Raw genomic sequence first — 26,815 nt, 5'->3', positions numbered from 1 at the left:
GCGAACGACCACCAAAATCCAAGTGTTGATCGACAATATTGGCCGCCCGCTTCTTTCCTGATTACTCCTGGCAACACTCACGCAGCCCGCGTCGTCGGCTGATCGAGCCTACGCCGTCAGAAGCTTGCGCGACGAGTTGGCCGCCGCATCAAGGCTGTCATCCGGCCGAATCCGCGCCGCAAGCATCCGCATCGCTGCGATAGGGCCTACAGAGGGCGCAATGTCATCGAGCGATGATCCGCCCTCTCGCAGACGTCACGCGGTCTGCGATACGCCAGCATCGTCTATAATGTAACACCTCGGATCGTGATCCTGTTGCTGGACGAGGAGCCCCGCAGTCGCCCGGGGACGGCTCGCTGCGCATCACTCAATCGCGACCCTCGCCAGCGACCGGCGCGGAGGCTTAGGGCGACGCCGAGGCAAAAGGCCCCGCCGCACACGGTTCAGGTCGCAGATCGCTGGCATTTGATGGAGAGCGCCTGCCGGGGCTTCCTCGAAGGATCGGGAATTCTGCCCAGCTCTGCGCCTTTCCGCACGCCGATCTGAAGCCGATCAGTTCCTTCTTGCCCTCCCGCGTCGCGCCAATCAGCACCAGCTTGCACTAGCCGTGCTCTTCCCTGCGGGCCTGTAGAAGAGGCTATCCGGGCGCGTGCGCCCGACGTGCCTGCAAACGCACATCTCTTCGCGACGCTCGGTCATGGCGTATCGCTCTCTTTGAGAAGTTCTGTGGTATTCGGCATCCGCCTCCTACGCTGCCCATCTCAAGCAGTCACCCCCTACGTTACTGCATAGCACTGCTCGAAAGTGCTATTTAGGACGAGTGTCTCAATCTGGAAAGCGGTGTCGGGGTCTGCTGGAAGGCGTAGCTAGTGCGCTCGCACGGATGCGCGTTCTTTGCCACGCCCGAAATATCTCATGACTACGACGTAGAAGACCGGCACAAAGATCTGCTTGGACGAGACGAGCGCGTAACGCTTGCTATCTGAGGCCGTCTTTATGTGATACTTGCCGGATTTCGATTTGCCAACGGGAACCCAGTGGCCTTCACCTCCATCGATTCGACTGGAAACGAGATCGGCTGCCACGCTGGCGAAGGCCGCTCGCAATCCAGTTTTCGTTTGCAGTTTGTTACAAGGGATAAAATCAAAAGTTGCCCGGTTGTGACGGGTTTCCTCGCTTGGCTCGTCATCCGTAGCGCCGGGGACGACGTGCGGCTGCAGTCCCGGCTGTCGCGAAGCCAGCGCGACCAGCGCCGGCACGTTCAGAACTTTCGGACTTGCGACCGGCGTCACCGCCGGCTGCTGCGGCAGTGCTGCGGTCCGCTTCGCGACCTGCGCTGGCGCACAGTTGGGCGGCGCGGAGGAGCCCGGGACAGCTTTGGGCAAACACTGATTGCGTAGCCCTACGCTTGCGTTGGATAGTAGCGCTTAGAAAGACCTTCGCGGCAACTACGAAAACTGGTGGCATCCATTCGCTCCTGGAAGATGGCTGTCGTACAGCGGACTTCGAATGTATCAAGCAGGTCTTCGCGACAATTGAATTCCTAATGCAAGCTGCCGAGCCTCGCTAGGAGGAGACAACCTTGCCCAGGGGCTTCAGATCACTCACAGCGCGCTAGCGGTTGATGCGCACGACATTGCCGCGCTAACGACAGGGCCGTCACTAGGATCCTCGATGGCGTATCCCCGAACACAAACGCGGAGCCATGCTTGCCATCGAGATAGCCTCCGGTCCGGCGATTTTTCCGAGGAGCTTTCATGCCGAAGCGAGGTCGATCGAGAGTCACCTGTTCGTTTTTATGCGGCTCATTGGCGCGGTCGCTCAACAGCCTCCGGTCGGTTTCTTCGCTGTACCGCCAGCTTCGATTATCCCGCGAACAAGCAGACACCTGGGCAATATCGGACATGGGTAAACGTCCCGTGCAGCGTCTCCACGTCTGGAAGATGAGATTGCCGGATTAGCAAGGCGCCGATGCGAACCGGCCTCTCGTCGCAGACGTTAGAGGCCAAGAGTCTTCTATTTGGTCACCGGACAAGACCCCGGATGGTTGCAGCGTGGAGGCGTCGATCGCGTGGTCGCGCTAACCTCCTCGGACGCAGGTCCTTCTGCTCCATTGAGAACGGCCGAGACGCGCCAGCGATATGTTGTTTGCGGCCTAAGATCGGAATCGCCGAAGCTGGCTCCTGCAACCCTGCCGATCCTCTGAAATGTGTCATCAGGGCCTGCACGCAGCACGCGGTATGTCGTTGCTCCTGGCAGCGGCGACCAGACCAGATCAACGCTAGTATCCGAAGCATCGATCACCGTGAGCCCCTGAGGTGCTGATGTCAATTGCCGCGTCGCGCTGACGGGCGTCGCGCCATCGGCCGCGAGCGCGTCGAGCATAGCCTTAACCGCTTGGATCTGCGCCCCAGACTTCGTCACGTAGCTGCTCGTGTGATTGACGTAGCCCCACCAGTCCCAGCAGGCCTGCGGATTGGTGGGCCGATATAAGCTGGTCCTGGTCTGTGGATAGAGAATGATCAAACGGTTCGTATCCGCCCAGGCATTATAGCCGGTATCATTGACGAACTTGAGCCCGATCTCGCGGGCATTCTGGCGGCATCCGTGCAGCGCCACGTGGACACGGCAGAGAGCACCTTGCTCGCAGTCCTGAGGCACGAAGAGATAGCCGGTATCGCTCAGGCTCAACGCGGCGGGCGCCTGCGGCCTGGTATAGAGTGACTGATCGAAGCTCTTCACGACGCCCGCGAGCTGCCCGCGATTAGGTGGATTGAGGCGGCCATAAATATGCTGCAGGATGATTCCGGCCTGATCGTAGCCGCATTGGTCAATATATGGTTCCTTGTTAGCACTGCAGCTATTCAGTCCGGTGTCGCCCTGCTTGGCCACCACGAAGGAGTGCCCGGCGCCGAGGGCGGTCTGATAGAAGAGATTGCCTCGATTGGCGTCACCTAGATAGCGACGGTAGAAGTCGGCAGCCGCATCGGTCACGGCCCTATCGACGACCGCGTCGTTGTAGCCGTGAAAGAGATAGATCTTCTGCCCGGCAAGATTACTATCCGGATCGATCTTGCCTGCTGACGCGTTCGCATCAGCCTTCGTCGTGAACGCCGCGATGTTCAGGCCCGATGCAGGCCCTTTCATGCACGGACCCGTCGCACGCCACATCTTGGCCTCAGCGCACCAATAGGGACCGCCAGCGACCACCCCCACTCCCTTGACAATCGAGGACCAGGCTGCGCCGAACTGGACTGCCATGAAGGCGCCTGATGAAATGCCGGAGATCGAGCTCTCGCCGATCGGCGCGTGATAGCTGCGCAATGCCAAAGGCTCGGCAGAGAGCGGCGACATTCCAACGACCGCGGCACAAATGCCGCCGATAGCGTGTTGCCGCAAGATGGCCAAGTCCTTGAAAAACGTGCTAATCGAACCGACGGGCGGTCTCCGGTGTTCATGTGAAAACTCGCCATCGGAACAAGAAATCACTCGCCAGTTCGGAAAAGGATTCTGCGGATTACCATAGTCGACCGTCTGCCTGCCGTCCCGCGGCAGCGCCGACGTGATGACCGTGTCGGGCTGGTTCGGCTCCGAGGCAACAGGCGTGATGAGCGACCCCTTGAGCATCCGTCCGCTTTGATTGATCAGTTTCTGGTAGGCCATGTCTGATCTCCTTCATCTGGTCAGACGTTCCCGGACGCCGCCGGGAAAGCGGGGGATAGGTGCTGGTGAAGACAATTCATGACAGGCGATCAATGCGCACGTGGAATTCGCGTGTTGAAGCAAGGATACCGAAGCTGGTTTCCAGGGTTTCGCCAGCCGAAAACCACTAGCTCGATTATGATACGAGTAGAATCCCAGCTGATGGCCGGCCTCTGCCCCAATGAACTGCTAGGCGTTTGGACATGGTGGCATTCTACGCAGCCGAACCGATGCCGACGTCAGCGGTCGCTTCGCTTGGCACTCCTTATCAACAGTTCCCTAATGCAAGATGTTCGAACCTTCCAACCAACCCTAGTGTTGATTCGTTGAACGTTCCACCCGCCAAAACTTGTAGGTTCAACCTACCCTGTTGAGTTCAGCGCGCCTGCGTGTGTCAATTCAAGTCGTTGCACGAAATGCCGTCAAAAGTCGACATTGGTATGTTGGTCAACTGCACAGTTATTCATAAGACCGTCGTTTGATTGCGGGATTTGCAAGCGACCTTCACGCACGCGTTTCAGAATCGCAATCCTTGTTGCGAGGCTCTACGAGCCCTTCGCTCCGGCCGAGAGCACTTTGGAGAAGGTGATAGGCTTGGGTCGTGGGTGAGGTAGAATATTCAGCTTCCAATGAGCTTGTTCGTGAGAGTGAAGCCGAGCGCGAAAAAATAAAGGCGGAAATCATAGCCGCCGAGCAGCGGTGACCTAGTGATCGCACGAGAGACGATTCTGCTCGGAGCAGTTGTCGGTTGGGCGCGGGCGGTCCGAACGCCCCTCAGACCCAGCGAAAAATCGAGCGCTGGCATCAGACGCTGAAGAACCGCATTCTGCTCGACAACTGCGACCGACCCGATGATCTCGAAGATCAAGTAGGGGCCTTCGTCGAACCCTATGATCACGTCCGCTATCATGAGAGCATCGACAACCTCACGCCAGCCGATGTCTACTGCGGCAGGGCTGAGGCGATCCTCCCCGAACGAAACCGCATCAAGCGCGACACATCGCAAACCGCCGCATGCAGCATCAACTGCAGGCCGCTTAACTCTAACGCTGATGAGCCAGAGCCTCCCTTGTCGAAGAGCCTGACCAGTCGCAAATTATCTGACGATGGCCAAGCGACGGCTCCGGTTTTAGGCAGTTTTTGGCTGATAGAGCGGTCGCAAGTTCCGTCCAAGACTTCAGGGGCGTCTCCTGTGGTCACGGCTCCGCCGCCTGGCGATCGTTCCAGCCGGCGCGCAACATGTACACATGCTCAACCTCCTAACAATGGTAGAGTCGAGATGCCAGCCGTGGCCGCGGACGTCACCATTCCTTTCCCACGAGGTCCTTCAAGGCCGCGTTGTCCAGCATGGCGTCGGCCAGCAACCGCTTCAGCCGGGTGTTCAAAATCTCGATGATCTGCTCTTCCGAAAACCGGCTGCGCTTCATGCTCTGGTCCTTGTCGTGGGCCAGAGCGAACTTCAACCTGTATTAAGCCTGAGGGGCAAGGTCACCACCGAAGATCAATTGGCCAAAAAGGGCGTTGCCCGAAACTGATTATCGTTCGCCAGAAGAGTGTGAGTTGCTCCTTTCCCAGGCAAATGGCCTAGTGCACGAACTAGTTCTGACGGCGCTGCGGACGGGTATGCGGCAAGGAGAGCTCAGCGGCCTTTCAGTGGTCGTCTCTCGATTGGCTCACGCCCAACGTTGCGGTGAGACATTCATACGATGATCGTGGGAAGACGCTAGTCGCGCCGAAGAGTAACCGCACGCGGCATATACCGCTCGACATTGATGTGTACACGATGCTGTACCGGCGTAAGAAGGACACTGGGTACGTGTTCCGAGGCTCGGAGGGTCGCCCGTTCACTGGAACTACCACTACGGAATGCACTATGCGATCCGCAAACTCTGTAGGAAGGCGAAGTGTAGAACCATCGGCTGGCACACGCTTCGCCATAGATCGAAGCTGAAGGAAAAGAGTATCGCCTCGGAACGAAACTAGACAAAAAAGGCATTGCTCGAATACCTCAAGATGACCCGTTGCGTCATTTGCTCCTTGAGCATGTTCAAGAGGCGGTAAACAATGTCGCTCGAGAATGATGAGGCCGTCGGCAAGTCGGCCTCTGAACAATCCGGCGATACGACAACGCGAGAACTCTTAGTGGATGCTGCGGGAGCGAAATAGGCGTCGGTATGAGAGCGCATCTCCGGCAGCGTCTGCGCAGTTGCCTGTTGCCCAGGGGAATTCCATGACGCGCTTGATTGTGCTCCTGCTCTTTGCCGTTACGTCGATGCCTGCTCACGCGCGGTTGCCAGTCCCTCTAAATGGGTAAATCAGCGAGGCTCTCTTCTGTCGATCCAAACGCTCGATGCATCGACGGGGATTTTCGCCGGAACGTATGTTAACAATGCGACTGGAGTTTCCTACCAGGGACAGCCCTACCCTGTCGCAGGCGTCGTTACCGCAAATAGGATCGCTTTTTACGTCAATTGGACGGCACCCGCAGCTCCAAACTGCAAAACGATCACCATTTGGAACGGCCGCGTCGCTGATAAGAATATTCCAGCTGCGGGGACCCTCTTCTACGTGGGATCGAACTGAAAGTGTCACAAATGACGGGGCGGGTTTCTTTACGAGGAGGTAGAGCAATCGTGTTAAGGCTGATTATCTCTCGATGGCCGACGTCTTGCTGATTCTCCCAATCTGGGGGCAGATGAACCTCTAGTGTCCTGAGTCACAATTTCGCAATCGTAGATTCGCAGTAGAGTCGCGTCGCTGTGCCAGATTTGGCGGCTGCCGGCCCAGCGACTTGCGCCACTGATATTGAGCGATGATGAGTTCGCCGAACATCAGTCGCTGACGATGCGGCGGAAGACCGCAGGCGCTGGCTCTGAGGGCCCGGATCGTGCTGACCTGCGCGGAAGGCGGTCAGAACAAGGAGGTGGCGGCCAAGCTAGGCCTGGAGCGGGGAACGGTAGGCAAGTGGCGCGTTTTGTAGAGCAGCGCGTGGCCGGGCTGCACGACGAGCCGCGTTCCGGGGCGCCGCGCACCATTGACGATGCCCGCATCGAAGCCGTGATCGTGCGGACGCTGGAAAGCTGCCCCGAGAACGCCACTCATTGGAGTTATCGGGGCATGGCCAAGGCCAGCGGCCTGTCGGTGTCAACCGTGCAACGCATCCGGCGGGCCTTCGGGCTCCAGCCGCACCGGCTGGAGACATTCAAGCTCTCCACCGATCCGAACTTCGTCGCCAAGGTGCGCGACGTCGTCGGCCTTTACGTCTCGCCGCCGGCACACGCCATCGTTCTGTGTGTAGACTAAAAGTCCCAAATCTAGGCGCTGGACCGCAGTCAGCCGATGCTGCCGATGCGTCCCGGTCAGCCGGCTCGAAGAAGCCATGACTGCAAAAGGTACGGCACCACATCGCTGTTCGCCGCCTTCGACATTGCGACCGGACGGGTTATTGGCAAGTGCTACGGACGGCACCGTGCCGCAGAGTTCCGCAAGTTCTTGGACGAGATCGAGGCCGCTGTGCCGCGCCAACTCGACGTCCATCTCGTCATGGATAACTATGCAACGCACAAGACGCCGCTGATCCGGAAATGGCTGGCCAAAAGACCGCGTTGGCATGTGCACCTGACCCCGACCAGTTCGTCATGGCTCAATCAGGTCGAGCGCTTCTCCGCGCTCCTTACCGATAAGAAGATCAGGCGCGCAGTCTCGCTGCCCTTATGGCGGACATCACCTCGTTCGTTGACGACACAATGCCGATAAGAAACCATTCCGATGGACCAAGTCCGCTGACGGCATCCTTGCTTCCATCGAGCGCTTCTGCCGATACAATGCCCCGGCACAAAACGCAGCAATGTTGCGAACTTCTGGTTCAGGACACTAGCTAGTACCCGGAATCATAGCTGAGTGATACGTCGGCCTTTGAATCGGCGTCGCCTGACCTTTTTCTTGGTCCAGACGAATGGCTCAGCTCTGTGCTTTGATATAGGCATCGATGTGCTGCTCAAGCTGTTTGAGGCTTGTGAACGAGGCGCCGCTCAACGACTGCCCCTGTCAGATCGAAAACCACACCTCGACCTGATTGAGCCAGGACGCGCTGGTGGGCGTGAAATGAAAGTTCACGTTGGGATGTGCCTCAAGCCATTCCTCGTTCTTCGTATGGGTGCTGAGGTTGTCGAGAATGACGTGAAGCTGTCGGTTCGGAAATGCTGCGGTCACGCGATCCATGAAGTCGAGAAACTCGACCCGGCGACGTCGTTTCGAATGCGTCGCAAGAATCTTCCCGGTGGCGACTTCCAGCGCTGCGAACAGCGTGGTCGTGCCGTGCCGTTTGTAGTCGTGGCTTTGCCCGGTCAAGGATCTGCCGTTGGGTAGTTTCAGATAACCCTGCGCTCTTTCCAAGGCCTGGATCGAGGGCGCTTTCGTCCACGCATAGCACGATGGCCTTCTTTGGCGGGGCGACATACAGGCCAACCACGTCGGCGGCTTTGGCCGTAAACTCCGGGTCGTTGCTCTCGCACCAGGACTTGCGAGCGGCGAGATCGAGTTTGTTGCTGCGCAAGAATCGCCAGACATATTGCACGTCGACATCGCCAAGTTCCCCAGCCAGCAGAGGCCCAGTCCAGCGCGCGTACCCGGCAGAAGGCGATTTATCGAGCAACTTTAAAATCCGTTTGTCAGTGGCCTTCGTATAGATCGGCTGCTTGCCCGGGAGAGGCTTGCTTTGCAGACCTTCAAGGCCTTGATTCGCATAGCGATGCCGCCAAAGGCTGACAATCCGCGGCTGGACCCAACCTCCTTGGCAATCGATCGGGTGCTGCGACCGGCAGCAGCCAAAAGAACGATCCGCGCCCGCTTCAAATCGCGCTGCAACGTCACCGGTGAGCGGCAACGTTCCTCAAGCACCTTGCGATCTTTCCTCGAAAGGTGGACTTCTCTTGCGTCGGGTATCATCCCGACGTTGAATCATGACCCACTTCCCAAGGAAAGTGGGTACTAGTTGTCCCCACCCGGTCCTTGGATCGAATTGCTAACAGAGTGTCCCATCAGCTTCGACTGGATGCGAGCGAGCGCGTCACTGAGCCTCGCCGCTTCATTGAAGCGTGTCTCGGAATATGGCGGGTGCGCGGATGGATCGTGCAAGAGGGCCTCGGCTGTATTCGAGAGCCGGCGAAGGGGCGTCCTCAGCCACTGCGCCGCACAAAAGAGCAGTGCTAGTATGGCAATGGCACAAGCACCGAAACTACTCCAGAATGATCGGATGAGATTACGGGTGGACGCAAGCGCCTCGTCGGCACTCTGCCGAACCAGAAGAGACCAACCGAAGCTTGGAAGGTTCGCGAAGCCGACCGTCGGAACGATCACTGTGAAGTAGTCCCTGCCGTCAGGCCAACGTTCGCGCAGAGACGCAGTCGTGACGCGACTAGCCGCAAGTGCGGAGCCGATGTTGAGCGACTTGTTGATAAGATCCGGCGGACCAAACAGGACGGTTCGATCCCCCGAAAGCAGCAGCACATCAATGCCGGGTACTTGTAACGAGTCCATGCTTTCTGCGACCCATTTCCAGTCAAGGTGAGCGCCGATGACCCCGGCAACGGAGCCGGCGTGGCGCAACGGCGCTGCCAGGTCGATAAAGCGATAGGGCTCACGAGGTGCCGGCAACTGGGTGGCCAGTAGTTGAGCGGCATGCACATCGATAGCCGCCGGCGAGACAAGGCCCCGCCTAAACCAAGGTCGCTGTGCAACGCTTACTCCTTCGAGCATGCCGTCTTTAGCCGCGAGAATGGTCCCTTCGAGATCCGCGACCCCAAGCCAAGTATAGCGTCGATCAAGGCGGCTCAAGAAGTCGATGTGTTCTCGCGCATTCTTAAGATCAGTTAGGTCAATGAGCTCAGCGGACCGCGCTACATCCATCCAAACTCCATAGAGCCGGCGGGCCAACAGCGCGGAACTCATTTCGCCGCGAATTCTTAACGCGTCGAACTGCAGCTGCTCTCCCCCTTGCTGTAGCAAGGCCGTGTAGATCGTCGCGGTCACCATGGCCGGCACCGATATGAGCAAGGCGCCTCCACAGAACACCAAGGAGAGTAGGCTCGGTCTTCTCGGCATCTCGCGCTCCTCAACTCGTTAGAGCTCGCGCCAACTCACGAATCATTTGCAAGATGTTCCCTCGATCGGTCCCTGGCATGGCGGATTCAGTGTGAAGCTTCTTGATAATTTTCGCCCTTTGCTCGGGAGTTGGAGAGAACTTGATTCGATAGCCGTCACGGGTAGTCGCAGCAACATGCGCGTCTACGCCGCTAATCCCGGGCAGGTCGAGCTGCCCTGCTGCTCCGGCGGAAAGTCCGGATGGACCGCTGATTCGCGCGCCCCCTCGGCCCAGATTGAGAAGCCATCCGCGATGCTTCTCACCTTGGATCACCAACGTGATGGGTTCTGGAATCTGGCGCTGAGGTCGATCGTATCGCGGTCGCTCAATGCACACCACGACTGCCACGAAAAGCACCAGAATGTTGTAAACTGTCCAGAACATCACGACAGTTGTGCCGTCCCCCGCTGTTGCGGACGTATCGAAGACAAAATCGGAGTTCAACGGCACGATCAAGCCGCCGATTGTCAGAGCGAGCAGGAGTACAAACGGGCGCATCAACGCCCATTGAACTATGACCTTGGTGCGGTCGCCGCCTTTGGCCGTCACCGAGAATTTATGCGATCCGCTGGTCAGAAGCCCGAGAGCAGCTGCCTGGCTGATGGGCCAGGCCGCGATCAGTTGAGCCGTATCGTTGAGAAGCGGGACAAACAACCCTTTTGAAAGCCAGTTCAGGGACACAAGAACCATTAGGTAATAAGGTATATAGTAACTGATAATTTCCACCAGCGACGCGTTCACGATGGTGATGCCGAACCACCAATACAACAGCGGGCAAATCAGGCTGGCAAGCCTGAAGGGAAAGGTGCTGACCCAGTAGAGCAATGAATCCAGGATCCCGATTCGATGCATCAGACCAAGGCCGCGCATGACAAAGGGGCTGTATGAGTTGCGGACGATTTGCATCAAGCCGAGGCACCACCGTCCACGCTGAGTAATATATTCTTTCAGTCCTTCGGGAGCCAAACCTTCAGTCAACGGCTCGTTTAGGTATACAGTTTGCCAGCCGTTTTCCGCAAGCTTAAGGGTGAGCAGGAAGTCCTCGGTTACGCTTTGTGTTGGAATCCAGCCAATCTGCTCGACGGCCTGGACCCGCATTACGGATGATGTCCCACAGCAGATGGCAATCCCCCAAGCGTCCCGCGCTGGCTCGACGTTGTCAAAGAAATGACGTTGTTCATCCGGATATGCGGTGCTTATTCCAAGGTTATGTTGGATCGGATCAGGATTGAAGAAGTGCTGCGGGGTTTGCACGAGCGCGACGCTTGGCTCGTGAAATAACGCTAGCGTCCGCTCGATGAAGTCCGCATGGGGAACGAAATCTGCGTCAAGTACAGCGACAAAGATCGGGGGAGCTGGATCGCGGGCGCGCGCGCGAAGTGCATGGTTAATGTTCCCCGCTTTAGCATGCTCCTTATCCGAACGTGCGAGATATCCGATTTCGGTGCAGCTCGCAAAGTTGCCGTACCCAATTCCTGGCGCCGTCGTCGAGGATAAAAATCCGAAGCTGTGAATAGCGGATTTGCGTCGCGCCAATGATCGTGCGCTCGAGCACTTCCGACGGCTCGTTGTAAGTCGTGATAAAAACGTCCACACGCGGCGCTTCTCCAGGCAGCCACCATTCAGAGTACTGGTCTGCTTCTGCCGACCGGTCGTTCACTCGGGACAGTATGAAAAACGCGATGGTAGAGGAAAGCATCGTCAGGGCCTCGAGGGTGACGAATCCCCAACTGAACAGCGCGTCCGCAGTCCAGTCGAGCGGTGCCAGCGTTTCGGTGAAGCGCCAAGCCATATAACGCCAAGACAGTACGGCAGCAGCCCCGAGGAGAAGAGCGCGCCAATACCACTTCATCGGATTGAGAAATGGAAAGACGGTAAGGCGAAGCCCAATTATGAAGGCGGCGCCTGCGAAGGCAGCAACGAGTGGCGACAGCTGAAGCATCAGAGTCCGTACCGCGTTATAAAGCGGCGGAACTGTGCGATTGGGCCAGCTGTGAAGATGACGCGTCCAGTGCGTCCAATCGCGCAACCGACATCTGCCTCTCCTGCAAGATCTGGAACTGTCACTGTGACGTCAAAGCGCTGGAGATGTTGAGCACTTGGCCCTACAACAAGATTGGTGTAGAGCGAGGCCGCACCGGATCCGCCAAGGCGAGTTATGGTTCCATTGAAAATACGATCATCTCGAAACAACCGAAATTGCACGGCCGTTCCCACCGAGAGACGGTCGTAGAGAGATTCGCTGACGCCGGCGGTGACGATCAGTGTACTGCAGTCTACGATCTTGACGAGATCCTGGCCGCGCCGCGCGTATTGGCCATCGTCTACTAGTATGTCCCAGACTAGACCAATCACGCTGGCGTTAAGGGTAGCGAAGCTCAAGTTGTTGACACGAAGACGCTCGGCAGCGATTTGCCGGTCGAGCTGTACAATACGTGCTTTCACCTGCTCCTTGTCGACATTCAGCTCGGCCAGCCGCTGCTCGAGCTCTCGGATACGTTGAGCCGAGGAAGGAGCGTCGTTACAGGACTCCCCGATGAAGATGCCGTCGCGAGCGGACGTAAGTTCCGTCTCTAAGTATTTCACTCGCTGCTGCGCACTCTCCAGTTCTTGCTGCGCCACGTCGTAAGTGGCGCGAGCCCGATCCAAATGCGCCGCCGTCTGTACACCACGCGTGCTTAGTTCGTTTGCTCGCCTAAATTCTGCGTCCGCTTGACGAAGGCGTGTGGCCGCAGCGTCTTGAGCTGCTTTCGTTTCGGCAATTCGAGCCTCAATCTGCCGAACCCTTCCGCGCTGGTAATCAGTTGATTGAACATCGAAGCGCGACCTGGATGCGGACAAGGCCTCTCGCTGGCCATCGAGACGGTCGAGCTCGATCTGCTGGTTTGTGCGATCGCGATCAAGCTCAAGAAGCCTCGCGGTATCGAAGCGTTGGTCGGTGAGTTCTGCTATCAGCGCGCCGGGACTAATGCGCGCGCCGATGCTCTGCACGGCAAGCGTTACCTTTCCTTCGATCGGGGCGCGAACGATGTAGAGCCGCGCATTGAGTGTAGCATCCGCCGATGTTCCAGCGAAGTGCTCACCGATAATAATGTACAATCCCACTGCCAACAGGGCCAAGCCGACGATTGCACGTACGAGCCTCATAAGCACATTCCAACTGTTTATGACGGGAAGGTCGCGCAGGGTATTACTGAGCAGCCTACGGTACAATCGTTTTCGCCTAAGGGCCCCCGCGGCTTTGGGTTGCCAGGTCCAATGCCGCTCGGATGCGAGCGTTAGCGGCTCAGGCGTCATGATCAGACTAACAGGCTGGTAAAGAATAGCTTCGTGATCTCAGCGCAGGAGGATCCATATCGTCAGAAGTGAAAACAGTCATGAATTCATTCCTGCAGTTCCAGCAGCGCCAGAGATCTTGGACCTCCCGCGCACCCATACGTTCATGCCACTCGAGGTGGACAAATGCAGAGCCACATTGAGGGCAGTTTATGTGACGTGCTATTGAGACCGACTCCATGTGGCAGCTCGTGTCATTGCACCAAAGGGCCACAGCCGAAGAAGCGTTAGTGTAGCCGCCGCTTCGGGGGCGGCTGCGGTGGATGCACCTCTCTGTTCAAACCCTGTGCCAACTGCGACAAGCTTGATCAACAAGGAATATTGCTTCAAGGAAGTTTACCAGACCGACTGCATGTCAGAAATCGGACAGTCTAGGTCATGTTCTAACGTAAGGTCGCAAATCGGATTGAGTCTCGTTATGGAAGCCTTGGGGATCGTTTGGTGCTGAGCAATGCGGCCTGGGAGGTTTGGCTGACCATAAACGGCCTGATCAGGAGGGCTCCCACCTGAAGGCACCTGAAGGGGACCAGCGGATGCCTGAGTTGGATCGTGTGCGTCCGGCGCTCCCCGGAGCAATCAGGAGCCGCTAGACTAGGAGACCAGAACGGTCAGCTCCGGCGCTTCAGTCGGAGGGGCATCAGGGGATTCAAATGGCGGATCTTCGAGACGATATCCAGAGTTCGGATGTCTGATCCCCGTTGATTCAGCTCATCGTGTATCTGTGCGCCGCTACAGCGAAGAGGAGTAGTCGAAGATCAGGCGCTTGGCCGCTCGCGCACCCTGAGCGCATAGGGCCCTTCGCGAGCCCCTGTGCGTTGATGTTGGAGTGTCAAACGGTGATGCACGGCAGGCCTCCGCCCGTAATCGCGTCATCGATCCATGGTGATCTCTTAAGAGTCTGCGTCCTGTCCAAGTAAATGGACCCGCCCTGAGCAACAATGCAGGTGATGCGTCGAAAGTATCGTGGCAAATCTAGCCGGATTATTCTAATCAAGCGCCTCCCGAGCACGCGTGAACTCAGCGCGTCGGCTCACGCACGTGGGTTTCTTGCTCCGTCCCTTCAGTAACCGGCCCGCGGCTGGCTTCGCGATTGAGCAGCGCGGGAATACTGGTGGCTGGAACGGGACCGCTGAACAGGTAGCCTTGTCCTTCTGTGCAACCATTGGACACCAGATAGACGAGCTGGCGTTCGCATTCGACTCCCTCGGCCGTGGTCGTCAAACCAAGCCCTTCAGCGAGGCCGATTATAGCACGAACGATCACCCGGCAGTCAGTGCTGTCGTGGAGATGTGACACGAAGCTGCGATCGATCTTGATCTTGTCAAGACGAAACGAAAGCAGCTGGCTAAGCGTAGCATAACCTGTTCCGAAATCATCGAGCGCGATGCGGACGCCGGCTAGACGAAGTGCGTCAATCACGGTCTTCGCAGCCCCGCTTCTTTCCACAAACGCGCTCTCTGTAATTTCAATCTCCAGGCGGCGCGGACTAAAGCCGGTTTGCTCAAGGACAGATATAATGCGCTCTCCAAGCGCGGAGTCCCGCAACTGAACAGGCGAAATGTTGAAGGCAAGCGAAAAGGTCTTTGGCCACGCAGTGGCATCAAGACACGCGCGCCGAAGAAGCTGATCTCCAAGAGCGTTGATGAGGCCGGTTTCTTCTGCAATTGGAATAAACACGTCAGGCGGGATAGGCCCAGTTGTCTTGTTCTCCCAACGCGCCAACACCTCGAACCCCACGATGCGATTACTTACGAGTGAAACCACCGGCTGGTAATGGGGCTCGATAATATTCGTTGCGACAGCGCTCCGAAGCTCACGCTCAATATTGATGCGCCGCTCGACATGCATGTCCATGTCCGGTTCAAAAAAGCGAACACGCGACGCGCCGTCGCATTGCGCGCGATAAAGTGCGCGTTCTGCGCGCCTGACCAACTCGTGGGGAGTGACGCCATCAAGCGGAGCGATGGCGATGCCAATTCCAAGACTAAGCTCGGCTGCGCCAGTCTCAATCACCAAACTGTCGGCGGCAGACACCACGATACGGCGCGCCAGATTGGCGGGATCCTCGAGGGAGCTAATGTTGGGCAGGACGATCCCGAATTCGTCGCCTTCGATCCTCGCCAGGAGACCGTCCTTGGGCAAGATGTCGGCAAGCCTTGTGGCAAACTCGCAGAGTGCCTTGTCTACCGCTGCATAGCCGTGCGTATCCTTGATCCGCTTCAAGCCGTCGAGGCCGAGCATCAGAATGGCGACTTGATGCGTGTCGGTGGCGAGGCCAACGTACACATCAAGTGTGTAATCAAACAGGCGGCGGTTTGGAAAGGCAGTCAATGGATCGTGCCGCGCCGGATCGCGGACTTCTCCTTCTGTGATGGTTTGTGTGTCAGTTCCGCGGGCAAGTTCTCGATAGCGCCGAACACTAAAAATTGTGAGCCCAATGCTCAGCAAGAATGCAACGAACGCGATGAATATAATGTCGTCGAGTATCGGATTCACATAGCGCTGTCCCAGCTGCGCTAAACGAGGGCCAAGCCCATAGACATGCGCTAAGAGTGAAGCGAGAACGACGCCGCCGAAGAGAGCAATGAAATCCCTCGTGGCAGAACGGCGCCAATCGAAGTGCAATACGCGCAATCGTGGAGTTGAAACTCTCATCTCAGTCGAACCGTCGCAACGCACGGTGGCCCAGCGAGGGTCTTGCTCGCAGCATGATTGTTGAGAAAACCAGATGTTGCGCCGATTGCGGAACTTCAGTAACGGCTTCGCAAGCAGCAATGAGCCATCGGGTCGTGATAAGGTGCTTCCCGGAAAAGTGGCGGTCGAGCGACCGGCAAGTTCGCGCATCGTTAGTGCGGCCTAAGCAACGAGCTATATCCTGAATATGCCGCTTCAAGACGTTGATCACCCTGGAAGCGCCAAGGGAGGGCGCTAGTTCACGTGCGATAGCAATCAGCGCGACCAGGTGCCTACCGGTCGTGCCTCGTGATCCGGAGCTTCTGCCAAGTGCCTGGCGAGCGGATTGATGGTCGCGGCGCGCGCCAAGGGGCGGCCGCCTTGGCGGGGCGAGGCGACCGCCAGCTGAACGCTCGATGGAACGGCTGTCACGGACGCCGTTGTAGCAAGAAACCGACATAAGAGCTCCCGGCTGCTAGTGGCCGCAGCTTATTGCGGTGAGAACCGGCCTGCAAATGTTGCAATGGATGGACCATGACCGAATAGTTGTTAGTAGCGTTGCGGCTTTGGCTCGGAGAAGAGCGGACGGGCGTCCGCCCCAGACACGGGAGACGAAGTGAACGATGAACGTTATCCTAGGAGACAACCACACGGTTGCGGCCTTCAAATTTTGCGCGATAGAGTCGCTGGTCGGCGACGTTCAAGAACCCGTCGAGCGTGTCTCCATCGCGCCTGAACTCCGACACTCCAACACTGATGGTGACGCCGACCGATGGTTCGGCCCCGACATCGAATGCAGTGCGTTCGATGGCCGATCGAAGGCGCTCGGCGACCGCGCTAGCCGCGTCGAGCGTCGCCCCCGGAAGCAGTACCATGAATTCTTCACCCCCCACGCGCGCGACAGAGTCGTAAGGCCGGATTGCCTCCAGACACTTTCGCACGAATACGCGCAGGACCTCGTCGCCGACGCTGTGACCACGTGAGTCGTTTATATCCTTGAAATGGTCGAGATCGAGCGACAGCAGGGACAACGGAGCTCCGGTTCGCCTGGCCCTTGCGATCTCCGCGCCGATATGCTCGATGAAGTGGCGCCGATTCCCGGCACCGGTTAGTGGATCGGTTGCGGCGAGGCGCTCCAGCCGTTGATTGCTCAGTTGCACTTGCTGAAGCGCCTTTTGAGTGTCGGCCATCGATTTGGCAAGGCGGGCGGTCATTTCTTCCTGGCTATAGATGGTGGCGAACGATTGCGTTGTTCGGAACGCCCGGACGACGCCATAGCTGAGCAGAAAAAATCCGCCAGCAAAGATCGCGTGAGCCAGCCACCACATATGATTCCACGGCGCCGCCAAGATGAATGCGAGCGACGATAGCGCAAACCACGCGACAGAAACGCCGAAAACAAGCATGAGCGGCGAGTGAATCCGTCGCATGAGCAAGACGGCGACGTTCAGCGCACTGAATAGCAATGCGCCGCCCTCCATGGACAGGCGGACCACCGGGTGCCCAGCATAGGGTGAATAGGCGACCAGTGCGACAGCTAAGTCCATCGTAAGGAACAGGCCAATCCACGTCAGCCATGCGCGCGTGTCCGAGCGCTTCTCAAGCCCGTCTGACGGCAGGTTGTAGCTGAGTAGCCCGACGAGGAGCAGAATCGACATCGCCAGACGCGACGCTGGCCCATAGAGCAGAAACAGCCAAATGTTGCGATGTGCCATGCCGGTGAAGGCGCCGTGCAGCGAATAGATCAGCACGAAGGCCAGAAAACCAAGGGTCAACCATCGCAACAGAGGCTCGCCTGAAGACCGATAGCAGCGCCACGTCACATATGTGACGAACAGCCCCTCCAGGGTGGCGACGGCGATGGCGAATTCGTGGAACAGGTGGTCTTCAAACTTCAGCGCGGGATCTTGCTGGAAATAGAGGTAAGCGATGAACTGAGTGGGCAGCAGGGCGAAGCCGATAATGAGAAGGCTCGTATACGCCCGTGTGATCAGCCGCAGCGCGCTGGGCGGCTCGTGCAACATAAGATTGGTACTCATATGCTATACCGTCATTCCATGATGATCCCACGGGGGCCTTTCATGAACTCGTGGGGCCCCTTCTTCAAGCACCTTGGAGTCCTGCTGGACAACCATAGTAGAAGGCATCATGGTTCGCCTCCGCCGTAGGTTATCCAACACGCCGGCACGGGTGATGAAGCTGCACGGGCGCGGAAGTCACAAGAGTTACCTTTCCGTCCATCGGCTGCACTCATCCGGGCGGGGCTGCGACGGCGCCAGCATTGACTTGCCATCCAAGAGCAGCCAAGTTCGCCACTGCGGGATCGTCGGCGACGTTGCGGGTTAGGTGTTCGAGCCCACCACGTTCGTATCGTGCGTGTTCAGGACAGTATCCCAGCTGCTGCCCTTCACGATCTACGACCCGTTCGAAAACGCGCCATCGAAGGATGAGGAAATCACGAGCCCATTGAGGAAGGGAGTCTGCGTATTACCTTACTCAATCGTCTGCTTGCCACCCACTGGTAGCGCCGCTGTGACGATCGGCGCGGACTGGGTTCGGCTCGGAGCCAACGCGCGTGATGAGCAACACCGTAAGTGTCAGGCCGCTTTGATTGATGAGTTTCTTGTATGCCATCTGTGACCTCCGTTCTGCGCGTGTCCCAGGGCAAAATGCGGGACAGAAGTTCCACTTATATACATGAGCTGGCTTAGCTAACCCCCTGCCAGATCTTGTAGGCGGCCGAAAATTCGAGCCTGCAAGGACTGGGCATGTCACTTTATGCCAAGCGGCTGGAGCGCGGCTGCTTTTTGTGGCCGTCGTCGGCGGACGGCGTGGTGACAATCACCCCAGTTCAGCTTCGCTACATGCTGGACTACCCATGCCCAGCAGCCTTCGCAAAACGGCTGATGTTGCCGGTAAGTAAGGATACGCTGCTGCGCGTGGTCCGGCGCCGTCACCGTCCCGGCTGGCCCGCTCAGGGTTATCGGATTGTAGATAAGCTGGGCCACTGCCATCGTTCCAGCACGGCCGTATCGGCCGCGCGACAAAGCCTAGGTCGAAGTCGGCGTCCAAATCGTCGGGCGACGGATTTTGGCGCGTCTAGGCAACCGCCGGTTCTTCTCGCTGGCCGTCCTCAACGAGGCGATCCACGCACTGCTCGTCGATCTCAACAACCGACCGCTATGGAGCTGGGCGCGAAGCCGGCGCGAGCTGTTCGAGGAGCTTGACCGACCGGCACTGACCCCATTACCCGACGAACCCTACGAGTCCGCTGAGTGGAAGCGCTGTCGGGTGAACCTCGAATATCATGTCGAGCTTGCCAAGCATGACTACAGCGTGCCTCACAACCTCGTGCATGAAGAGGTCGAGGCACGGATCACGCTAAAAGCCGTCGAGAGCTTCCTGCGCGGCAAGCGCGTCGCCTCCCGTCTGCGCAGCACTCTGCCGCATCGACCAACGACGATCGACGAGCATATGCCAAGCTCGCATCGCCGCTACCGCGACTGGGCTCATGAGCGGATTCGTTCTGAAGCCGCCAAGGTGCGCCCCGAGGCCGAGACGCTGATCGACGTCATCCTGCGGTCGCGACCGCATCCGGAACAAGGCTTCCGCTCGGCCATCGGCATTCTCGGGCTGGTCAGGCGCTACGGCGAGGAACGTGTCGACGCCGCCTGCGCCCGTGCGCTGCTGCTTAATGCCCGTTGCTACAAGTCGGTCGCCGCCATCCTCAAGAACGCCGCCGACAAAACCGCTCCTCCTGCCCAGGAGGCGCCCGTCCTCTTCCACGCCAACATCCGCAGCCGCAGCTACTACAACTAATCAGGAGATCATTGTGCTCATTCATCCGACCGTCGACCGCCTGCGCGCGCTCGGCCTCACTGCCACGGCCGATAACCTCATCGAACTGCAGAACAATCCCGAGGCCGCCGAAATGCCACACCCCGATTGGCTTGGTCTCGTCGTCGATCCCGAGGTCACCGCCCGCGACAACCGCCACCTCGTACGGCGCTTGAGCAATGCCAAGCTCCGCCAGGCTGCCACCCCCATCGAGAATGTCGACTTCGCACCGCTCGTGGTCTCGACCCCTCCTCCTTTCAAAGCCTCGCCACTTGCCAATGGATCTGCGAGCACCACCATCTCGTCATCGTCGGTCCGACCGGTACCGGCAAATCTTGGCTGGCTTGCGCGCTCGGCAACAGGGCCTGCCGCGATGGCTTTTCGCTCCTCTACGAGCGCGCGCCCCGCTTGTTCGCCGATCTCGGCCAGGCGCCTGGCGAAGGTCGTCTTGCACGCCTGATCGCGGCGCTGGAGCGCGTCAATCTACTCATCCTAGACGACTGGGGCCCGAAGCACTCACTGCCGACCAGCGCCGTGATTTACTCGAGATCGTGGATGATCGCTACGACAAGGCATCATTGTTGATCACAAGTCAGGCCCCCGTGGCGCAATGGCATGACGTGATTGCCGATCCCACATTCGGCGACGCCATATTGGACCGCATCATTCACAATGCCCACCGCATCGAGCTCAAGGGCGACAGTGTGCGTCGTTGGGCCGACGATTGGACAGCAGCGTGACCACCGCGCGGCCGATCGCCCCACCGACCCACAGGTCCCTCCCGCGCACGCCGCTGCGTCGCTCGTGAGGGCCACTCCGCGCGCACGCGGGTCCCTCCCATGGACCGCTGGACCGATCTCCAAACCCTCCCGCCCGTCTTGACGAGGAAGACCATTTCCAGCACACATAAACACGTCAGTCGTGTTCGCCTCCGCAAGTGATCACCATCATCTGGAAACCGTGATCACGATGGCCTGGAATCGCTGATCGCAATCCCGCGGCCCCGCCACCGGATATAGCGAAAAGACAGTTTAAGTATCAAATTCCCCGCTGGTGTTCCGTCAGGAGAACACCATGTTCAACAATTGACAATCCTGGCAGCTATGGAGAAAGGCGCGGAACCGCAGATCATCGCGGCCGCGAGATGGATGAAGCCAATAAAGTTGACGGTTCGCCCGTCATAACAGGATACCGGACGCCAAGCCCAAAGAGCAGAAGCCGCGCCCGATGCTGTTGCGCTGACTTCCGCGAGGATCGCATGCATAACAGCCGATTGCCGAGCGCCGCTTCAGCATCAGACGGCGGCCGTTCGCTTTGATCATTTCCTCGGAAGGCCAATGTATAGCCGCGCCTGCGAAGCTCTGCCTCGGACCTATTGAGTGTTTCGCAAATGGATTTCGCAGGCGCGCCCGCATCAACAAGCTCGCGCAGCAGTTCGTCTTGTCGTTCCGTCCAGCGACAAGAGTCGAGAGTCAACTTCAATCCACCTTTTAGCTTCGAGATCAGGCGGTTCTGAAGAAGAGTGCTATCGGCCAGAGCGTCGCCTTTCATAGGGGCGCCTTTTTAATGTCCCAGTCATCGCGCCGGCCTCAAAAAAGGAATGGCAGGCGAGGCGTTCCTTGGAAAGCTATACGTTGGCATAGCCGAAGCTCCGGGTCCTCTGCCAACGAGAGTTTCGCGCCATCGAAATTCACCCGGCCATGGCGCACGACCTGTGTGAGATGGCAATGCGGGCAGGAATTGCCTTACCCCCGTTAGACCAGATACTCGCCCCGCGATGAGCGGCCGGCCGCAACGAATTATGTCGTCAGCTACACCAGGAACTTGAAGCACGAGTCAACAGCTATCGCCGCGATAGGCTATTGCTAGAAGAAGTTCGCTAAGCGCGCTGTAGCGGCATAATCAGCCGAGTTCGGCCCGTCCGCCTTAAGACATGCACGTCATGAACGCAATCACGGCATGCAGTCAACATGCAAGGCATGCGACCGTTTTCGCATCAACGAACGAGTGCACCGCGTTTTTCTGTTGGCACCCTTATTGCTGCGATACCGCGAGGCTCAAATGGCCTGAGGTGCATCAGGACCAAGGCGGGATTGCCTTCGCCAAAGCGCGAAAAGGAGCGAAGATGCCGAACTTTCTACGAGCGACCCAAACTTCGTGCTCGGAGTAGAGGTCGTTTCCCAAGGAGTGGTGTAGCTGATTAGCAAAGCCGCTCGCGACGCGCGCCCCACATAGCGCCGTAGCGAGCGAGCGGCTTTGCGGGTGGTCACCGATGATTCGTCGGTAAGGTTTGGGTTGCGACACCAACCTGATTCGAGGAACCACCGATGACCGACGACATGATGAACCTGCGCGCGCTCGTGGAGAAGACCCCTGATGCCGATCTGTTGCGCGAGATGATCGGCTTTGCCGCCCACCGGCTGATGGAGCTGGAGGTCGAGGGCCTGACCGGGGCGGCTTACGGCGAGAAGAGCCAGGAGCGCCAGGTCCAGCGCAACGGCTACCGCGATCGGAACTGGGAGACCCGGGCCGGCACGGTTGAACTGCGCATCCCCAAACTGCGCAAAGGCTCCTACTTCCCGGGCTTTCTTGAGCCGCGGAGGATGGCCGAGAAGGCGCTCACCGCCGTGGTTCAGGAAGCCTACGTCCAGGGCGTCTCCACCCGCTCGGTCGACGATCTGGTGCAGGCGATGGGCATGAGCGGAATCTCCAAGAGCCAGGTGTCGCGGCTGTGCGGCGAGATCGACGACAAGGTGAAGGCCTCCCTCAATCGCCCGATCGAGGGTGACTGGCCCTATCTGTGGATCGACGCCACCTACGTGAAGGTGCGCCAGAACGGGCGCATCGTCTCGGTCGCGGTGATCATCGCGGTCGGCGCCAACAGCGATGGCCGGCGCGAGGTGCTCGGCATGGACATCGGCCCGTCCGAGGCCGAGACGTTCTGGACGGCGTTCCTGCGCAAACTGGCGCGGCGGGGCCTGCGCGGCGTCAAGCTCGTCGTCTCCGACGCCCATGAGGGGATCAAAGCCACGGTCGGAAAGGTTCTCAACGCCACCTGGCAACGCCGCCGCGTCCACTTCATACGCAACGCGCTGGCGCATGCCGGCAAGAGCGGACGGCGCGTCGTCTCCGCCTTCATTGCCACCGCCTTTGCCCAGGACGACGCGGAGGCGGCACGGGCGCAATGGCGGCGCATTGCCGATCAACTGCGTCCCAAGCTGCCCAAGCTCGCGGTGTTCCTCGATGAGGCCGAGGCCGACGTGCTGGCCTATATGAGCTTCCCGGCCGCGCACCGCGCCAAGCTGCACTCGACCAATCCGCTCGAACGCGTCAACGGCGAGATCAAGCGCCGAACCGAAGTGGTCGGCATCTTTCCCAATGAGGACGCCATCACCCGCCTGGTCGGCGCTATCCTGCTCGAACAGAACGACGAGTGGGCGGTCCAGCGCGGTCGCTACATGACACTGGAAACAATCACCCCGTTGGGCGATGATCCCGCCGTCAGCTTCCCGGCAATCGCCACCTGACCGATCCGGACCATGCCGGCGAACGCAGTGACCCGCACTCACCTACACCACGCCACGGGACACGATCGGAGTAGAGGAGCCCGGACGTGTCGAATGGAACGTCAACGTCGGTTCATTTACCGAAGAGTACAAGCGCCAAGCCGTTGAGTTGGCTTTGAGTGGGCGCTTCGATCGGGTCTGTTGCCAAGGAACTCGGTCTGCGTGACTCGGTGCTGCGGCGTTGGGTTGACAAGCTGCGGCAGGAGCCGACATCGGCGGCGTGGCGCCCCACCACGAAGGCGACGCCGATGTCGGCGGACCAGGCTTCGGAGATCGCCCGTCTGCGCCAGGAGAACGAACGCTGCGCATGGAGCGCGACATCTTAAAAAAGTCGATCGCGATCTTCGCCGGAACCCGGACATGAGCTTCCGCTTCATCGAAGACCATCGCGACGCCTATCCGGTGCGGCTGATGTGTGCCGTGCTCGAGGTCTCGCCGGCCGGCTATTCCGCCTGGCGTGATCGCCCGGTCAGTGAGCGGACCAAATCCGATGCCAGCCTCCTGGCCGCAATCCGGCAAGTCCATCAAGACAGCAGCGGGCGTTACTGCAGTCCTCGCGTCCATGCCATCCTGCGCAAGCAGGGACGTGGCGCCAGCCGTGGCCGGATCGAGCAGCTGATGCACCGGCACGGTGTCCGCGCCATCATGGCGTCGCCACGCCGGGGGCGCACCACCGACAGCCGTCACGACCTCCCGATCGCACCGAACCTGATCGCGCGCGACTTCACCGCTCCCGCCCCGAACCGGGTCTGGCTCGCCGACATCACCTACATCCCGACCGCGGAGGGCTGGCTGTATCTGGCGGCCGTCATGGATCTGTTCAGCCGAAAGATCATCGGCTGGGCCATGCAAGACCATATGCAGGTCGAACTCGCATCCGCGGCACTGACCATGGCCATCAACCAGCAACGGCCGCAGACCGGATTGATCCATCACTCCGATCGCGGCGTGCAGTATGCCTCACACGGTCCTCACCGGCGCCGGCATCATGGCATCAATGAGCCGCAAGGCCGATTGCTACGACAATGCCCCGATGGAGAGCTTCTTCCATACCTTGAAAACCGAGCTGGTCCATCATCGCGACTACAATACCCGCGCCGAGGCCCAGCGCGATATCTTCGCCTTCATCGAGGGCTTCTACAACTGCGCATCAGAACACCCATCTGGCTATGTGATTGAAGAGAAGAGATTTTGTTGAGCGGGATGCGATCCCGCGGGGTATTTTGGGTTCTGTCGCGCTCGTTCGGCGATAGATCGAGCAGCAGTTGTTATCAGCGAGGTGCGGGCGAAGATCCAAGGACCATCCGGAAGAGGATGGATGGATTCGATCTCGCCGGCTTCAGCGGCCAGCCGGAGCGTCTTGGGCGCGATCTTCAGGAGCTTTGCGGCGTTGCCAAGGTTGAGCCATGGCTCGATCCCGTCCTCGGCAGGCTTGAACCGGATGTGGTAGTTCGAGCGCATTGATGTGACGCGCTCGCGGGTCCAGCGATTGCCGTTGCCGGTCTTGAGGCCGTTGCGATTGAGGAGGCCGGCAATCAGATCGTCGCTGGCGATCAGCACCAGTTGACGCACGGCCTGGACGATATCGGCCGAGGTGCTGTTGCGCTGTCCGCGCCGGCACTTCGGCAAGCGCAACTCGCTGTGGGCGCCCCCCACCCAATGAACGATGAGAACGATCTCCGAGGCCGCGTCGTCGATATCGGCCACGACCTCATGGATGAGGGTGCGCACAATGCGCTTCTTAAGACGAGCATCCGTCGTCCGCGCATCCCAGACCGTTTTGAGATTCGAGGCCAGAACGCCGAACGAAGCTGGATCAGCAAGGGGTGCGGGCGTCGCCACATCATGCATGGCGATCTTGGCCTCAACCTCCGCCGCGTGAGCGAGCGCCCTGTTCCAGCGCGCTTCCAGCTCACTGGCCACCAGCCGGTTCGCGGGATCAGCGGCATCGTATTGCCGGAAAGCCCTGTCGGCGGCATAGCGCGCCGCTTCGAGGTCGCGACTGAGAGCATCGCGTACCTGATCGCGCCGCTCCCTGGCTCCCTTGGCGGCAGCGGTTGCGGCGGCGACAGCGCCCGGACCGACGACTCCAAGCAGCGATTCCTCGATGGCGTCATCGACGCGCAGTCCGCCGAAGGCGATGCAGTGGGCCCCGCCATTATCCATCCAGGCACGGCTGCAGCTGTAGCGCGGGATATGGTTTTCCATGCCGGAGTAGCGGAGTGTGAGCTTACGACCGCAGCGCTTGCAGCGGATCAGACCGGCCAGCAACGCGTCACCATGCTTGGGCGCGCCGTGATGCCGACTGGTGGGAACATTGCTGCTGACCATGGTGCGAATCGCCTCGAACTTCTCCCAGCTCACATACCCTTCGTGAGTGTTGGGCTTCAGCGTCAGCCATTCGTTCCGCGCCTTGCGGCGGATCTTCACGCGCACGCCCGCGGTGCCATATCCCGCCGCCACAGCTGTCTTACCATAGGCATAGGCGCCGCCGTAGACCGGGTTCTCAATGATCCGGTGGATGGCAGAGTAGTTTGGTCGCCGCCAGGCCGTGTCGCCGTTGGTCTGCTTCACCGGAAGATCGAGATTGTACTCGTGGAGCCAGCAGAGCGCCTGACGCGCGCTTCCCAGTTCCTCGACCTTGTCGAACACCAGCTTGATCGCCTCCTGGACACGCCGATCCGGGTCTTTCTCATAACGATCGCCGGCCTTCACGAAGCCGACGGGCGCTGTCACAACCAACTCGCCCCGGCGCGCCTTCTCGTAGCGTGCCGAGAGCGAGCGCTGGCGCAACAGATCCAGCTCGTACTCGTTGAGGCTGCCCTTGAGCCCGAGCAGCAGGCGGTCGTTGCCGTGTCTTGGCGCATAGATGGTCTCTTGATCGACCAGAACGGTGTCGACCACGCGGCACATCTCGATGAGTTGCTGCCAATCCCGGCTGTTGCGGGCGAAGCGCGAGACCTCGCGGGCGCAAACCGCACCAACCTTGCCAAGGCAAACCTCCGCTACCATCCGCTCAAAACCAGCGCGTTGTATGCCGCCGGCGGCTGAACGACCGAGATCATCATCGATCACTTCAACCTCTGACCACCCGAGAGCCGTCAGCCGGTCCCGCATGGCGTATTGCAGCGCGCTGCTCTCGCGATTGTGCAACACCTGATGGGCCGAGGATTGACGCACGTAAAGAATTGCCTTGCGCTCCAGATGATGAGGCCTGACCTTGTCAGAGATCATGATCGACCTCCTTCGCGGGCAGCGTTGCTGTCCTCGCAGCATGGTCGAGGATCAACTGCGTCATCAGGCTCGTGAGGGCCGCCCGGGCTTCCGCCGGCAACTCCAGCCATGCGGGCGCGCCGATGGCGCCGTTTGACAGGCCACTCCCGAACAGATCCATCTGCGGCTGCGGCTGCGGCTGCGGCTGCGGCTGCGGCTGCGGCCGCGGTTGTCGATTGTGTCGGTATCCGCTCCCTGGCATTGCCGTCTGGCGTGACATGAGTCGCTCCCCGATTCTGGTCGTGAGAGACTCTGGATGCGCCAGAAAGCAGGGCAGCTGATGACG

The 26,815-nt window shown here is 59.3% G+C and carries 14 protein-coding genes and 7 pseudogenes; 8 read left to right on the top strand and 13 right to left on the bottom strand.

Going from position 1 to position 26,815, the window contains the following annotated elements; genetic code table 11:
* Positions 1 to 866 precede the first annotated feature (866 nt).
* A complete protein-coding gene (locus AB7M16_RS25120) occupies positions 867 to 1,292 on the bottom strand; it encodes a hypothetical protein (protein WP_124163417.1) in 426 nt (141 codons plus the stop codon).
* 724 nt (positions 1,293 to 2,016) lie between these two features.
* A complete protein-coding gene (locus AB7M16_RS25115; protein WP_453945425.1) occupies positions 2,017 to 3,663 on the bottom strand; it encodes an extracellular catalytic domain type 2 short-chain-length polyhydroxyalkanoate depolymerase in 1,647 nt (548 codons plus the stop codon).
* 796 nt (positions 3,664 to 4,459) lie between these two features.
* Here AB7M16_RS25115 and AB7M16_RS25110 point away from each other — a divergent pair.
* Positions 4,460 to 4,743 (top strand): annotated as a pseudogene (locus AB7M16_RS25110) (integrase core domain-containing protein); the annotation flags it as partial.
* Positions 4,744 to 5,009: 266 nt separating this feature from the next.
* Here the strand turns inward: AB7M16_RS25110 and AB7M16_RS25105 are convergent.
* Positions 5,010 to 5,129, bottom strand: a pseudogene (locus tag AB7M16_RS25105) (IS3 family transposase); the annotation flags it as partial.
* Positions 5,130 to 5,886: 757 nt separating this feature from the next.
* Here AB7M16_RS25105 and AB7M16_RS25100 point away from each other — a divergent pair.
* Positions 5,887 to 6,285, top strand: coding sequence for an avidin/streptavidin family protein (locus AB7M16_RS25100; protein ID WP_453947263.1), 399 nt, complete (start codon positions 5,887 to 5,889; stop codon positions 6,283 to 6,285).
* Between the two features lie 192 nt (positions 6,286 to 6,477).
* Positions 6,478 to 7,579, top strand: a pseudogene (locus tag AB7M16_RS25095) (IS630 family transposase).
* 13 nt (positions 7,580 to 7,592) lie between these two features.
* Here AB7M16_RS25095 and AB7M16_RS25090 read toward each other — a convergent pair.
* The 8 genes and pseudogenes from AB7M16_RS25090 to AB7M16_RS25055 form a co-directional block, all read right to left on the bottom strand.
* Positions 7,593 to 8,649, bottom strand: a pseudogene (locus AB7M16_RS25090) (IS630 family transposase).
* Positions 8,650 to 8,691: 42 nt separating this feature from the next.
* Entirely contained in the window at positions 8,692 to 9,735 is a 1,044-nt protein-coding gene (locus AB7M16_RS25085; protein WP_124163415.1) for a cache domain-containing protein, read from the bottom strand.
* Positions 9,736 to 9,814: 79 nt separating this feature from the next.
* A complete protein-coding gene (locus tag AB7M16_RS25080; RefSeq protein WP_453947262.1) occupies positions 9,815 to 11,236 on the bottom strand; it encodes a glycosyltransferase family 2 protein in 1,422 nt (473 codons plus the stop codon).
* Between the two features lie 22 nt (positions 11,237 to 11,258).
* Positions 11,259 to 11,786, bottom strand: coding sequence for a hypothetical protein (locus AB7M16_RS25075; RefSeq protein WP_453945424.1), 528 nt, complete (start codon positions 11,784 to 11,786; stop codon positions 11,259 to 11,261).
* On the bottom strand, positions 11,786 to 12,991 hold the full coding sequence (locus AB7M16_RS25070) for an HlyD family secretion protein (RefSeq protein ID WP_158626796.1): 1,206 nt from the start codon (positions 12,989 to 12,991) through the stop codon (positions 11,786 to 11,788). Before AB7M16_RS25070 ends, AB7M16_RS25075 begins: the two co-directional genes overlap by 1 nt.
* A 157-nt stretch (positions 12,992 to 13,148) precedes the next feature.
* Positions 13,149 to 13,361 (bottom strand): PaaD-like zinc ribbon domain-containing protein, encoded by a 213-nt coding sequence (locus AB7M16_RS25065; protein WP_453945423.1) that lies wholly within the window; start codon positions 13,359 to 13,361, stop codon positions 13,149 to 13,151.
* An 836-nt stretch (positions 13,362 to 14,197) separates the two neighbouring features.
* Positions 14,198 to 16,024: a putative bifunctional diguanylate cyclase/phosphodiesterase gene (locus tag AB7M16_RS25060; RefSeq protein WP_245334225.1), complete on the bottom strand. Its 1,827-nt coding sequence runs from the start codon at positions 16,022 to 16,024 to the stop codon at positions 14,198 to 14,200.
* A gap of 464 nt (positions 16,025 to 16,488) precedes the next feature.
* Complete coding sequence (locus AB7M16_RS25055) at positions 16,489 to 17,892, bottom strand: GGDEF domain-containing protein (RefSeq protein ID WP_124163412.1); 1,404 nt, start codon at positions 17,890 to 17,892, stop codon at positions 16,489 to 16,491.
* Positions 17,893 to 18,621: 729 nt separating this feature from the next.
* On the opposite strand from AB7M16_RS25055, the pseudogene AB7M16_RS25050 reads away from it, so the two are divergent.
* From AB7M16_RS25050 to AB7M16_RS25030, 5 genes and pseudogenes are all read left to right on the top strand, one after another.
* Positions 18,622 to 18,714 (top strand): annotated as a pseudogene (locus AB7M16_RS25050) (IS66 family insertion sequence element accessory protein TnpB); the annotation flags it as partial.
* A 229-nt stretch (positions 18,715 to 18,943) separates the two neighbouring features.
* Positions 18,944 to 19,672, top strand: a complete 729-nt coding sequence (locus tag AB7M16_RS25045) for an IS21 family transposase (protein ID WP_050996325.1) — start codon at positions 18,944 to 18,946, stop codon at positions 19,670 to 19,672.
* A 13-nt stretch (positions 19,673 to 19,685) separates the two neighbouring features.
* Positions 19,686 to 20,430: pseudogene (gene istB, locus AB7M16_RS25040) on the top strand (IS21-like element helper ATPase IstB).
* Between the two features lie 1,587 nt (positions 20,431 to 22,017).
* On the top strand, positions 22,018 to 23,217 hold the full coding sequence (locus AB7M16_RS25035) for an IS256 family transposase (RefSeq protein WP_453945422.1): 1,200 nt from the start codon (positions 22,018 to 22,020) through the stop codon (positions 23,215 to 23,217).
* Between the two features lie 93 nt (positions 23,218 to 23,310).
* Positions 23,311 to 24,454: pseudogene (locus AB7M16_RS25030) on the top strand (IS3 family transposase).
* On the opposite strand, the gene AB7M16_RS25025 reads toward AB7M16_RS25030, so the two are convergent.
* Both AB7M16_RS25025 and AB7M16_RS25020 read right to left on the bottom strand, forming a co-directional pair.
* Complete coding sequence (locus tag AB7M16_RS25025; RefSeq protein ID WP_453945421.1) at positions 24,424 to 26,490, bottom strand: recombinase family protein; 2,067 nt, start codon at positions 26,488 to 26,490, stop codon at positions 24,424 to 24,426. The pseudogene AB7M16_RS25030 and the gene AB7M16_RS25025 sit on opposite strands and share 31 nt — an antisense overlap.
* A complete protein-coding gene (locus tag AB7M16_RS25020) occupies positions 26,480 to 26,650 on the bottom strand; it encodes a hypothetical protein (RefSeq protein ID WP_158626816.1) in 171 nt (56 codons plus the stop codon). Before AB7M16_RS25020 ends, AB7M16_RS25025 begins: the two co-directional genes overlap by 11 nt.
* Positions 26,651 to 26,815 lie beyond the last annotated feature (165 nt).

Source organism: Bradyrhizobium sp. USDA 372 (genome assembly GCF_053629095.1).
This window is presented reverse-complemented; position numbering and strand designations above follow the sequence as displayed.

What these genes read in the sequence shown, in the direction of transcription:
- AB7M16_RS25055 (WP_124163412.1), bottom strand. Translation starts at nt 17,892, where the DNA reads ATGAGTACCAATCTTATGTTGCACGAGCCGCCCAGCGCGCTGCGGCTG.
- AB7M16_RS25115 (WP_453945425.1), bottom strand. Translation starts at nt 3,663, where the DNA reads ATGGCCTACCAGAAACTGATCAATCAAAGCGGACGGATGCTCAAGGGG.
- AB7M16_RS25085 (WP_124163415.1), bottom strand. Translation starts at nt 9,735, where the DNA reads ATGGTGACCGCGACGATCTACACGGCCTTGCTACAGCAAGGGGGAGAG.
- AB7M16_RS25060 (WP_245334225.1), bottom strand. Translation starts at nt 16,024, where the DNA reads ATGCGCGAACTTGCCGGTCGCTCGACCGCCACTTTTCCGGGAAGCACC.
- AB7M16_RS25035 (WP_453945422.1), top strand. Translation starts at nt 22,018, where the DNA reads ATGACCGACGACATGATGAACCTGCGCGCGCTCGTGGAGAAGACCCCT.
- AB7M16_RS25025 (WP_453945421.1), bottom strand. Translation starts at nt 26,490, where the DNA reads ATGATCTCTGACAAGGTCAGGCCTCATCATCTGGAGCGCAAGGCAATT.
- AB7M16_RS25065 (WP_453945423.1), bottom strand. Translation starts at nt 13,361, where the DNA reads ATGGAGTCGGTCTCAATAGCACGTCACATAAACTGCCCTCAATGTGGC.
- AB7M16_RS25070 (WP_158626796.1), bottom strand. Translation starts at nt 12,991, where the DNA reads ATGAGGCTCGTACGTGCAATCGTCGGCTTGGCCCTGTTGGCAGTGGGA.
- AB7M16_RS25075 (WP_453945424.1), bottom strand. Translation starts at nt 11,786, where the DNA reads ATGCTTCAGCTGTCGCCACTCGTTGCTGCCTTCGCAGGCGCCGCCTTC.
- AB7M16_RS25020 (WP_158626816.1), bottom strand. Translation starts at nt 26,650, where the DNA reads ATGGATCTGTTCGGGAGTGGCCTGTCAAACGGCGCCATCGGCGCGCCC.